The organism is Alloalcanivorax sp. (assembly GCF_964221125.1).
Lineage (GTDB): Bacteria > Pseudomonadota > Gammaproteobacteria > Pseudomonadales > Alcanivoracaceae > Alloalcanivorax > Alloalcanivorax venustensis.
In genome coordinates this window covers 1-11,567 of the sequence record NZ_CAXPXK010000011.1, presented here as the reverse complement: position 1 = coordinate 11,567, position 11,567 = coordinate 1, and the positions used below count along the sequence as shown (strand labels likewise).

At 66.2% G+C, this 11,567-nt stretch carries 8 protein-coding genes; 7 read left to right on the top strand and 1 reads right to left on the bottom strand.

Annotated elements, in window-relative coordinates; genetic code table 11:
• Nucleotides 1–109 precede the first annotated feature (109 nt).
• Nucleotides 110–700: a TetR/AcrR family transcriptional regulator gene (locus tag ACEQZD_RS01360; protein ID WP_335628560.1), complete on the bottom strand. Its 591-nt coding sequence runs from the start codon at nucleotides 698–700 to the stop codon at nucleotides 110–112.
• A gap of 301 nt (nucleotides 701–1,001) precedes the next feature.
• On the opposite strand from ACEQZD_RS01360, the gene ACEQZD_RS01355 reads away from it, so the two are divergent.
• The 7 genes from ACEQZD_RS01355 to ACEQZD_RS01325 all read left to right on the top strand — a co-directional run.
• A complete protein-coding gene (locus tag ACEQZD_RS01355) occupies nucleotides 1,002–2,783 on the top strand; it encodes an acyclic terpene utilization AtuA family protein (RefSeq protein ID WP_370183506.1) in 1,782 nt (593 codons plus the stop codon).
• Nucleotides 2,784–2,794: 11 nt separating this feature from the next.
• The gene (locus tag ACEQZD_RS01350) at nucleotides 2,795–3,670 is read left to right on the top strand and encodes an SDR family oxidoreductase (protein WP_272975733.1); all 876 of its coding nucleotides are present in this window, start codon (nucleotides 2,795–2,797) and stop codon (nucleotides 3,668–3,670) included.
• A complete protein-coding gene (locus ACEQZD_RS01345; protein WP_370183503.1) occupies nucleotides 3,670–5,280 on the top strand; it encodes an acyl-CoA carboxylase subunit beta in 1,611 nt (536 codons plus the stop codon). The genes ACEQZD_RS01350 and ACEQZD_RS01345 overlap by 1 nt, the downstream gene beginning before the upstream one ends.
• A 205-nt stretch (nucleotides 5,281–5,485) precedes the next feature.
• Entirely contained in the window at nucleotides 5,486–6,643 is a 1,158-nt protein-coding gene (locus ACEQZD_RS01340; protein ID WP_335628564.1) for an acyl-CoA dehydrogenase family protein, read from the top strand.
• A gap of 103 nt (nucleotides 6,644–6,746) precedes the next feature.
• On the top strand, nucleotides 6,747–7,568 hold the full coding sequence (locus ACEQZD_RS01335; protein WP_370183500.1) for an enoyl-CoA hydratase/isomerase family protein: 822 nt from the start codon (nucleotides 6,747–6,749) through the stop codon (nucleotides 7,566–7,568).
• 216 nt (nucleotides 7,569–7,784) lie between these two features.
• Nucleotides 7,785–9,761, top strand: a complete 1,977-nt coding sequence (locus ACEQZD_RS01330) for an acetyl-CoA carboxylase biotin carboxylase subunit (RefSeq protein ID WP_370183499.1) — start codon at nucleotides 7,785–7,787, stop codon at nucleotides 9,759–9,761.
• 265 nt (nucleotides 9,762–10,026) lie between these two features.
• Nucleotides 10,027–11,567: long-chain-acyl-CoA synthetase (locus tag ACEQZD_RS01325; RefSeq protein ID WP_370183497.1), on the top strand; the 1,541-nt coding region annotated here is incomplete at its 3' end.

The following is an 11,567-nucleotide window of genomic DNA, read 5'->3' as shown; positions in this document are numbered from 1 at the left end:
CCGTCCGGGCCGGCGACGATATAGTGGTCGACGCGCAGCTGCAGGGTGTCGCGCTGCAGCTCGCCCTCTTCGATGATGGTATGGCGCCCCCAGGCGATGCCGTTACCGATCATGCTTCGCCCACCACCCGGTCGACGATCAGGTCCGCCAGGTCCTCCACGGACAGCCGGCGGTTGGTGCTGAACCAGTTGGGGGTCCAGCCGATCATGCCGGTGAGCAGCCGCCGCATGATAAAGGGGTCGGCGTGGAAGGCCCCGGCCTTGTGCAGGCGCCCCAGCACATCCAGCCAGATCTGCTCGTAGATCTCGCGCAGCGCCAGGGCTTCCTGCTGTTTGGCCTCGCCGAGACAGCGCCACTCCGCCACCATCACCACCATCGCCTCGCGGGTGTCGCCCACGGTGGCGGTGAGCTCGGCGCGCACCAGATTGCGCAGCTGCTCCAGCGGCGTGTCCGCGTCAGCCACCGCCTGGCGCAGGCGCTCGGTATTAAAGCGGATCACCTCCTCCATCACCGCGAACAGGATGTCCTCCTTGCTCTTGAAGTGGTGGAAGATCGAACCGCTCTGAATGCCCACCGCCGCGGCGATGTCACGCACCGTGGTCCGGTCGAACCCCTTGTCCCGGAACAGATGGGCGGCGGCGCTCAGCAGCCGGCCCCGGGGCGAATTGTCGATGCCGTGAATGGCGGGTGTGTCAGGCATGTGGCGCTCCTCTTCTAGCGGCGCATTAAATCGCTGCAAGCTGCGCGCTGCAAGCCGGTTCGGGCAGGCTTGTAGGAGCGGGCCCTGCCCGCGAAAGGCAAGCGCGGCTTGCCGGCAGGATCCCAGAGGCCTCTCTAACAAAAGCACCAACAACGCCTCTGGTATCCCGCCGGGTGGCTAAAGCCACCCTTTCGCTTGCAAGCAAGCTCCCACAATGTACTACCTCTACCTCTTGCCAAACCAAGCGCTTGCTTGGTAGCTTACGGAATCATTCGCACAACAGCAATTCGGGGCACGACTTATGGCTGGACCTGTTCGCATCGGCTGCGCCGCCGGCTTCTGGGGCGACACCAACAGCGCCGCCTTCCAACTGGTCCGCCAGGGCGAGATCGACTACCTGGTGTTCGACTACCTGGCGGAGGTGACCCTGTCGATCATGGCGGGCGCGCGCATGAAGGACCCCAGCGCCGGCTACGCCCACGACTTCGTCACCCAGGTGATGGCACCGCTGGCCCGCGAGATCAAAGAGAAGAACATCAAGGTGATCAGCAACGCCGGCGGCGTCAATCCGCGCGCCTGCCGCGAGGCGCTGCAGAAGGTGTTCGCCGAGGCCGGCGTGGAAATGAACATCGCCCTGGTGGAAGGCGACGACCTCAACGGCCGCCGCGAGCAGTTCAGCGACTGCAAGGAGCTGGACACCGGCGCCGGCCTGCCGCCGGTCACCGTGACCATGAACGCCTACCTGGGCGCCCTGCCGATCCAGGCGGCGCTGGACGCCGGCGCCGACCTGGTGCTGACCGGCCGCATCGCCGATTCGGCCCTGGTGCTGGGCCCGCTGATGCACGAATTCAAATGGGCCGACGACGACTACGACAAGCTCGCCCAGGGCTCCCTGGCCGGCCATGTGATCGAATGCGGCGCCCAGTGCACCGGCGGCAACTTCACCGACTGGCGCGAGGTGCCGGACTTTCACAACATGGGCTTCCCGATCGCCGAGTGCCACCAGGACGGCACGTTCGTGATCACCAAACCGCCCGGCACCGGCGGCCTGGTGACCCCGGCCACGGTGGGCGAGCAGGTGCTCTACGAAATCGGCGACCCGCGCGCCTATATTCTCCCGGACGTGGTGTGCGACTTCACCGGCGTCACCCTGGCCCAGGACGGCGAACACCGGGTCCGGGTAAGCGGCGCCCGCGGCCTGCCGCCCACCGACACCTATAAAGTGTCCGCCACCTACCCGGACGGCCAGCGCATCACCGCCTCCTTCCTGATGGGCGGCCGGGAAGCGCCGGCCAAGGGCCGCGTGGTGGCGGCGGCGATCCTGAAAAAGACCGACGGCCTGCTCAAACAGCTGGGCATGGCGCCGATGCGCGACACCAGCGTGGAAATCCTCGGCAGCGAAACCACCTACGGCGCCCAGGCGCGCCGCGAGGACAGCCGCGAAGTGGTCGTGAAGATCGCCGCCCTGCACGACGACCGCAAGGCGCTGGGCCTGTTCGCCCGGGAAATCGCCCAGGCCGCCACCGGCATGGCGCCGGGCCTGTCCGGGCTGGTCGGCGGCCGGCCCAAGCCGATGCCGCGCATCCGCCTGTTCTCCACCCTGGTGCCCAAGGTGGACGTCACCGCCACCGTGGACCTGGACGGCACCCCCACGGAAGTGGGCGTGCCGGTGGGCACACCCCTGGACGTGGCCGGCCTGCCGGACACCAACGGCAGCGACACCGCCACCGGCGACACCAGCGTGCCGCTGGTGAAGCTGGCCTGGGCACGCTCCGGCGACAAAGGCGACCACGCCAACATCGGCGTGATGGCGCGCAAACCGGAATACCTGCCCTACCTGCGCGCCGCGCTCACCGACGCCGCCGTGGCCGACTACATGAAACACGTGCTCGACCCGGAGCGCGGCAGCGTCAGTCATTGGGAGTTACCGGGCTTCAACGCCTTCAACTTCCTGCTGCGCCACGCCCTGGGCGGCGGCGGCATCGCCAGCCTGCGCATCGACCCGCAGGGCAAGGCGTTCGCCCAACAACTTCTGGACTTTCCGGTGCCCGTGAGCGCCGACATCCTGGAAACCTTACAGTGAGGAAATTCTGAATGCCGTACCGTTCCGTATTCCGCGACGACCTGTTCGCCGGTAAGACCATCATCGTCACCGGCGGCGGTTCCGGCATCGGCCGCTGCACCGCCCACGAGCTGGCGGCGCTGGGCGCCCGGGTGGTGCTGCTGGGCCGCAAGGAAGACAAGCTCAAGGCGGTGGCCGAGGAGATCCGCGAGGACACCGGCCAGGAAGCGCTGGTGTTCACCTGCGATATCCGCGACGAGGACAAAGTCCGCGACACCGTGGCGGCGATCTACAAGCAGGTGCACCAGGTGGACGGCCTGGTCAACAACGCCGGCGGCCAGTTCCCCTCGCCGGTGGCCATGATCAGCCAGAAAGGCTGGGAAACCGTGATCCGCACCAACCTGACCGGCGGCTTCCTGATGGCCCGGGAAGTGTTCATGCAGGGCATGAACAAAAGCGGCGGCAGCATCGTCAACATCGTCGCCGACATGTGGGGCGGCATGCCCGGCATGGGCCACTCCGGCGCCGCCCGCGCCGGCATGGACAACTTCACCAAAACCGCCGCCCTGGAATGGGCCTGCGCCGGCGTGCGCGTGAACGCGGTGGCACCGGGCTGGATCGCCTCCTCCGGCATGGACACCTACCCGGAAGGCATGCAGCAGACCATCAAGACCCTGCGCGGCGCGGTGCCGCTGAAACGGCTCGGCCTGGAAGCGGAAGTGTCCTCGGCGATTACCTTCCTGCTCAGCGAAGGCGCCGCCTTTATCAGCGGCGACACCTGGCGCATCGACGGCGCCGCCAGCCAGGGCAACGTGGCCATGTTCCCGCTGCCCGACCACAAAAACTCCAAACCCTATGACGGCTTCCACCGCGCCGTGACGCCCAACGTGCTCAAGGATCTGGATTAATGCCTGTACTCGAATCCGCCCTCGACCCGAACAGCGAGGAATACCGGCAAAACCGTGACGCCCTGCTGCAGGCGGTGGAGGAATTCCGCGCCATCGAACAGCAGGTCCGCGACACCGCCGAAGGCAAACGGGAAAAATTCGAAAAACGCGGCCAGCTGCTGCCCCACGAACGGGTGGCGAGGCTGCTGGATCCGGGCTCGCCCTATCTGAGCCTGATGAACCTGGCCGGCTACAAGATGCACGACGACAAGGACGGCACCGAAGCCGGTGGCGGCACCATCGCCGGCATCGGCTATGTGTGCGGCGTGCGCTGCCTGGTCACCGCTTCCAACTCCGCCATCAAGGGCGGCACGGTGACGCCGTCCGGGCTGCATAAAACCCTGCGCCTGCAGCGCATCGCCCAGGAAAACCGGCTGCCCATGGTGAGCCTGGTGGAATCCGGCGGCGCCAATCTGAACTACGCCGCCGACGTGTTCGTGGAGGGCGCCCGCACCTTCGCCAATCAAGCGCGCCTGTCCGCCGCCGGCATCCCGCAGATCACCGTGGTGCACGGCAACGCCACCGCCGGCGGCGCCTACCAGCCCGGGCTCTCGGACTACGTGGTGCTGGTGCGCAACCGCGCCAAGATGTTCCTGGCCGGGCCGCCGCTATTGAAGGCGGCCACCGGTGAAATCGCCACCGACGAGGAGCTGGGCGGCGCGGAAATGCACACCGGCGTGGCCGGCACCGCCGAGTACCTGGCCGAGAACGACGCCGACGGCATCCGCCATGCCCGCGACATCATGAGCAAGCTGGGCCTGCGCGACACGCCGCCGGAAAACCGCGACTGGCAGGAACCGCTCTACCCGCCGGAGCAGCTGCTCGGCGTGGTGCCGGCGGACAGCAAGAAGCCCTACGACGTGCGTGAAATCATCGCCCGCCTCGCCGACGGCTCCGACTTCCTGGACTTCAAGAACGACTGGGACAGCGCCACCCTGTGCGGCTGGATCGACATCGAAGGCCAGCCGGTGGGCGTGATCGGCAACAACGGCCCGATCACCCCGCGCGGCGCCGCCAAGGCGGCTCAGTTCATCCAGCTCTGCGACCAGACCCGCCGGCCTTTACTGTTTCTCCACAACACCACCGGTTTCATGGTCGGCACCGACCCGGAGCAGAACGGCGTCATCAAGCACGGTTCGAAAATGATCCAGGCGGTGGCCAACGCCCGGGTACCGAAAATTTCCATTCTCGTGGGCGGCTCCTACGGCGCCGGCAACTACGCCATGTGCGGCCGCGGCCTGGACCCGCGCTTCATCTTCGCCTGGCCCAACGCCAAGGTGGCGGTGATGGGCGGCCAGCAGGCCGGCACCGTGCTGCGCATCGTCGCCGAAGCCAAACAGCGCGCCAACGGCCTGGAACCGGACGAAAAGGTGCTCGACATGCTGCAGCAAAGCACGGCCCAGAAACTGGACGCGCAATCCACCGCGCTCTACGGCACCGCCCGCCTCTGGGACGACGGCATCATCGACCCCCGCGACACCCGCAAGGTGCTGGCCTACGTGCTCGACATCTGCCGGCAAGCGGAGCAACGGGAGCTGAACGCCAATACCTTTGGCGTGGCACGACTGTAGAGAGCAGTTAAAAGTGAATAGTGAACAGTTAATAGCGAAAACACCGTTGCAGAAAGGCTCGGTGCGGACGGCGAAGGCCGGACCGCACCCTCTTTCGCTCTTCACTGTTAACTATTAACTGTTAACTAAAACCACCAGTTTTTTGGTTACCACTGACATCCCAGCGCTCAACAAAACGAGCCGAACAAAACACAGGACCCGACCCATGTTGTTTACTCAGGAACATGAAGAGCTGCGCCGCACGGTGCGTAATTTTATCGAGAAAGAGGTGAACCCGTTCGTGCCGGAGTGGGAAGCGGCGGGCCGTTTTCCGATCCACGACGTGTTCAAGAAGATGGGTGATCTGGGCCTGCTGGGCGTCACTAAGCCCGAGGAATACGGCGGCATGGGTCTGGATTATTCCTACGGCCTGATCGTCGCCGAGGAAATCGGCGGCGCCACCTGTGGCGGCGTGCCGTTGTCCATCGGCGTGCAGACCGACATGGCCACGCCCGCCCTGGCCCGCTTCGGCTCCGACGAGCTCAAGCGCGACTACCTGGCGCCGGCCATCGCCGGTGACATGGTCGCCTCGATCGCGGTGTCCGAGCCCCACGCCGGCTCCGACGTGGCCAACATCAAGACCAACGCCAAAAAGGACGGCGACGACTATGTGATCAACGGCACCAAGATGTGGATCACCAACTCGCCCAGCGCCGACTTCTTTTGCCTGCTGGCCAACACCTCCGACGACAAACCCCACGTCAACAAGTCCCTGATCGTGGTGCCCAAGGACGCCGGCGGCATCACCGTGGACAAGCCGCTCAACAAGCTGGGCATGCGCAGCTCGGAAACCGCCCAGGTGTTCTTCGACGACGTGCGCGTGCCGCAGCGCAACCTGATCGGCCAGGAAGGCATGGGCTTCATGATGCAGATGATGCAGTTCCAGGAAGAGCGTCTGTGGGGCGCCGCGAACGCCATCAAGGGCTGCGACAACCTGATCGCCCAGACCATCGAGTACGCCCGCGAGCGCCAGGTGTTCGGCATGTCGCTGCTGGATAACCAGTCCGTGCATTTCAAGCTGGCGGAGCTGCAGACCGAAGTGGAAATGCTGCGCGCGCTGGTATGGCAGGCCTGCGAAACCTACATCAACGGCGGCGACGTGCTGCGTCTGGCGTCCATGGCCAAGCTCAAGGCCGGCCGCCTGTCCCGGGAAGTGGCCGACGGCTGCATGCAGTACTGGGGCGGCAACGGCTTTATGTGGGACAACCCGGCCAGCCAGCTCTACCGCGACGGCCGCCTGGGCTCCATCGGCGGCGGCGCCGACGAAGTGATGCTCGGCATTATCTGCAAGACCATGGGCATGCTGCCGGGCAAAAAGAAATAACAGCTGCAAGCACCAAGCTACAAGCCACAAGCAAGCCGTGCCTGATTTTAGCTTGAAGCTTGTAGCTTGCGGCTTGAAGCCTCTCAACCGACTGGGAAAGGCTATGAATCTACCCGAAACCGAAACGATTACGCTGGCCCGCGACGGCAGCGTGCTGCACATCACGCTGAATCGGCCGGAAGCGCGTAATGCCATGAGCCTGGCCATGGTGAGCGAGCTGATGGACGTGTTCGACTGGCTGGAAAACGACGCGGCCGGCGCCGAGGTGCGCACTCTGGTGTTGCGTGGCGCGGACGGTCACTTCTGCGCCGGCGGCGACATCAAGGATATGGCCGGCGCGCGGCAGCAGGCCGCCGAAGGCGACCCGGAAGCGTTTCTGCGCCTGAACCGCCGTTTCGGCGAAATGATCAGCCGCGCCAACCGGCTGCCCCAGGTGCTGATCACCGTGCTGGAAGGCGCGGTGATGGGCGGCGGCTTCGGTCTGGCCTGCGTCAGCGACGTGGCGATCAGCGCCGGCGACGCCAAATTCGGGCTGCCGGAAACCGGCCTCGGCGTGATTCCCGCGCAGATCGCCCCGTTCGTGGTGCAGCGTATCGGCCTCACCCGCGCCCGCCGCATCGCCCTCACCGGCCAGCGCTTCGACGGCCACCACGCGCTGACCCTGGGCGTGGTCCACGAGGTGGCGGACTCCCCGACGGAGCTGGACAAGAAGCTCGCCGAGGTGCTCGGTGAAATACGCCGCTGCGCTCCCAACGCAAGCCGGGTCACCAAACAACTGGTGCTCGACGTGGGCCACATGCCCATGGACGAGCTGCTCGACCGCGCGGCGGCCGACTTCGCCGAAGCCGTGGCCAGCGAAGAGGGCCAGGAAGGCACCCTGGCTTTTGTGCAGAAGCGTCCGCCGAAGTGGGCCGCCGACGAATGATCAGGTCTTCCTGTGAAAGCGACCCCTTGTGGGAGCGGGCCTCGCCCGCGAAAGGCAAGCTTAGCTTGCCGGCAGGATACCAGAGACGCTGTTTATGCCGCCGTTAGGAAGGCCTCTGGGATCCTGCCGGGTGGCTATAAGCCACCCTTTCGCGGGCGAGGCCCGCTCGCACAGGGGCCCACAAGGCCGTCGCTGGCAAATGAATAAGGAATGGCAATGAGTTTTGAGAAAGTACTGGTCGCCAACCGGGGCGAAATTGCCTGCCGGGTACTGGAAAGCGCGCGTTCGCTGGGCTATCGCACGGTGGCGGTGTTCTCCGAGCCGGACGCCGGCGCCCGCCACGTGCAGCTGGCCGACGAGGCGGTCTGCATCGGCCCCGCCACCGCCGCCGAGTCCTACCTGAACGTGCCGGCGCTGCTGGACGCCTGCCGCCGCAGCGGCGCCGACGCGGTGCACCCGGGCTACGGCTTTCTGTCCGAGAACGCGGACTTCGCCGCCGCCTGCGCGGAGGCCGGCGTCACCTTTATCGGCCCGCCCGCCGAGGCGATCCGCCTGATGGGCTCCAAGCGGCTGTCCAAGATCGCCATGCAGGAGGCCGGCGTGCCCTGCGTGCCCGGCTACCAGGGCGAGGACCAGAGCGACGACACCCTGATAAAGGAAGCGGAGGCCGTGGGCTTGCCGCTGATGATCAAGGCCAGCGCCGGCGGCGGCGGGCGCGGCATGCGCGTGGTCACCGAACCGCAGCAGATCCCCGCCCAGCTGAAAAGCGCCCGCCAGGAGGCGAAAAGCAGCTTCGGCAACGACGAGCTGATCCTCGAGCGGGCGGTGATCAACCCCCGCCACGTGGAGATCCAGGTGTTCGGCGACCACCACGGCAACGTCATCCACCTGGGCGAGCGCGACTGCTCGGTGCAGCGCCGCCATCAGAAAGTGGTGGAGGAAGCGCCCTCCCCGGTGGTCGACGAGGACCTGCGCCGGCGCATGGGCGAGGCGGCGGTGAACGCCGCCAAGGCCTGCGATTACGTGGGCGCCGGCACCGTGGAGTTCCTGCTCGGCGCGGACGGCGAGTTCTACTTTCTGGAAATGAACACCCGCCTGCAGGTGGAGCACCCGGTCACCGAGCTGGTCACCGGCCAGGACCTGGTGGCCTGGCAGCTGCGGGTGGCCGCCGGCGAGCCCCTGCCCCTTACCCAGGAGCAGGTGCGGCTCACCGGCCACGCCATGGAAGTGCGCCTCTACGCCGAGGACCCGGCCCAGGGCTACCTGCCGCAAACCGGCCCGGTGCTGAGCTGGCGGCCGGCCAATGGCGAGGGCGTGCGCATTGACCACGGCCTGGTGGACGGCGCCGAAGTGGGCAGCCACTACGACCCCATGCTGGCCAAGATCATCGCCTTCGGCGCCAGCCGCGACGAAGCCCGCCGTCGGCTGATCCGCGCCGTGGAAGACACGGTGCTGATGGGCCTGGACGACAACCGCCGCTTCCTGGCGGCGATCCTGCGCCACCCGGAATTCGCCGCCGGCGACGCCACCACCGCCTTCATCGACGGCCCCTTCGCCGACGACCCGGGCCTGCGCGCCGCCGACACCCCGGAAGCCCTGTGGGCGCTGGCCGCCCTGCTGCTCACCCGTATCGGCGCCGGTGACGCCGCCGGCCGCGCCGGCTACCGCAACTGGCACTCCAGCGGCGTGGGCGCGCAGCCGCTGGTGCTGGCCCAGGGCGACCACGAACGCACCCTCTACCTGACCCCGGACGGCATCCACGACGGCCCGGACCTGACCCTGGACGCGGTCCGCCTGGACGCGGTTCACGACGACGGCACCCTGATCGCCACCCTGGACGGCGTGCGCCGCCGCTACCACTGGCTGCACCGGGACGGCCGCGTGTGGCTGCAGGACGGCGGCCTGCGCGCCTGCTTCGAGGAGCGCACCCACCGGGCCAGCGGCGGCGAGCAGGGCCCCGGCTCCGGCCAGCTGAAAGCGCCCATGGACGGCGCGGTGATCGAAGTGAACGCCGCCGCCGGCGATACGGTAAAAAGGGGACAGACATTGGCGGTGCTGGAAGCCATGAAGATGGAACACGCCCTGAAAGCGGACTGCGACGGCACCGTGGACACCGTCACCGTCAGCGCCGGCGATCAGGTCAAGCGCCAGCAGCTGCTGATCACCGTCACCCCGGAGGTTGTCACTGAATGACAACCGGCCGGCGTTTTCGGGTAACGGACGTTCGTTCCAAAGTATGTTTGAATGACTCCACGGCGGCGGCGCGACCGGCCGGTCGCGCAAGAGCCGGCGCTTTGCTTGCCGGTATAGGGGGCGAACGGTAAGGTATGGCGGCCCCTGTGGAGCGGTCCCGAGCCGCCACCGGACGCCGGATGTGACGCCACACTAATAGAGCAGTGCTTTATATAAACTCCCGGCTCGATCCGGGCATTCCAAGAACACAGACAATGGAGATCCCATGAGCAGCGCCGACGTTATTACGTTGCCCAAGCTTCTGTCCAAGGTTCCCGAGATTCTCGGTAATCTGCCTGGTTTGATCAAAGGCTCCAAGATGAGCAAGATCACCGACACCACCACGCCGCTGGGCTTGGGGGTGGCTTTCGAAAAAGCCACCGAGAGCAATCCCAACGGCGTCGCCATTCTCTATGAAGACCGGGAGCTCACCTACAAGCAGTTCAATGCCTGGGCCAACCGCATCGCCGACTACCTGGCCTCCATCGGCCTGAAGAAAGGCGACACCGTGGTGGTGGACGTGGAAAACCGTCCCGAGCTGCTGGCCACCGTGCTGGGCTGCGCCAAGCTGGGCGTCTGTTCCGCCCTGATCAACACCTCCCAGAAGGGCAAGGTACTCACCCACAGCTTCAACCTGGTAAAACCCAAGGCGGCGATCATCGGCCAGGAGCTGGTGGACGTGATCCAGGAAGTGCGTGACGACCTGGACCTGAAGCAGAACTTCTTCTACTTCGCCGACCAGGACACCCTGGCCGACCCGGGCACCGCCCCGGAAGGCTTCACCAACCTGGCCACCGAGATCAAGGATTGCTCCAGCGAGAATCCGGCCAGCACCCACCAGACCTTCCTGCGCGACCCGCTGTTCTACATCTACACCTCCGGCACCACAGGCCTGCCCAAGGCGGTGGTGTTCAATCACGGCCGCTGGGAAAAAGCCTACGGCGCCTTCGGCTACTCCGCCGTGCGCCTGAACAAGGACGACCGCCTCTACAGCACCCTGCCCTTCTACCACGCCACCGGCATGGTGATCTGCTGGGCCTCGGTGATCGCCCCCGCGGGCGGTCTGGCGATCGCGCGGAAATTCTCCGCCAGCCGCTTCTGGGACGACATCCGCAAGCACAACTGCACCGCCTTCGGTTACGTCGGCGAGCTGTGCCGCTACCTGCACGAGCAGCCCGAGAAGCCGGACGACGGCGACAACCCGGTGCACACCATTGTTGGCAACGGCCTGCGCCCCAGCATCTGGAAAGAGTTCAAGAGCCGCTTCGGCATCGAGCGCGTGGTGGAGCTGTACGCCTCTTCCGAGGGCAACGTGGCCTTCACCAACGTGTTTAACTTCGACAACACCGTGGGCTTCTCGCCGGTCAGCTACGCCATCGTCAAGTACGACAAGGAAGCCGACGAGCCGGTACGCGACGACAAGGGCTTCATGATCAAAGTGGGCAAGGGCGAATCCGGCCTGATGCTCGGCGAGATCACCGACAAGACCCCGTTCGACGGCTACACCGACAAGGACAAAACCGAGAAGGCGATCTTCCGGGACGTGTTCAAGAAAGGCGACGCCTGGTTCAACACCGGCGACATGATGCGCGACATCGGCTTCCGCCACGCCCAGTTCGTCGACCGCCTGGGTGACACCTTCCGCTGGAAGGGCGAGAACGTCTCCACCACCGAGGTGGAGCAGATTCTCGACGGCTTCGAGCAGATCGTCGAATCCGTGGTCTACGGCGTGGAAATCCCCGGCACCAACGGCCGCGCCGGCATGGC